The following is a 407-nucleotide window of genomic DNA, read 5'->3' as shown; positions in this document are numbered from 1 at the left end:
GAGCTCCGCAAAGGATCTTTCAGAGAAACCCGCTATTTCAGCCGATTTACCCAGAGATATTTTGCCTTCTTCCAAGAGTTTGATTGCTAAGGCTAACTTAAATTCTTCGTCCTCAAGATTTACTTCGGGTATTTCTAGCACTTTCATTAAATTCCTAAAATCAGTACTTTCTGTTTGTTGCGCTTCCTTAATGTCAATAACAAGGGATTTGTCTTTTTTTGTGCTCAAAAATACTATGAATAAATTCCCAACTGCGCAAACTATAATTATTACAGATAATCTGGAAATCCTCAGGACACGATCTCGGGACTTGTTCATGGGCGGAGGCCTCGCTACCGGATCAATACGGACTGTCAAATCGAATGTTATTGGCCCTGGGTTGAGGCTCAATAGCCAGATAGATTCCG

General features: G+C 40.8%; 1 protein-coding gene. It reads right to left on the bottom strand.

Annotated elements, in window-relative coordinates:
• The coding region (locus tag EZM41_RS10960) for a UPF0175 family protein (RefSeq protein ID WP_198471133.1) at positions 1-318 on the bottom strand (318 nt) is incomplete at its 3' end.
• Positions 319-407: the final 89 nt, after the last annotated feature.

The sequence above is a fragment of the Acetomicrobium sp. S15 = DSM 107314 genome, from assembly GCF_016125955.1.
Taxonomy (GTDB): Bacteria; Synergistota; Synergistia; order Synergistales; family Thermosynergistaceae; genus Thermosynergistes; species Thermosynergistes pyruvativorans.
Note: the sequence above shows the minus strand (reverse complement) of the source record. Positions and strands in the feature narration are given on the sequence as shown.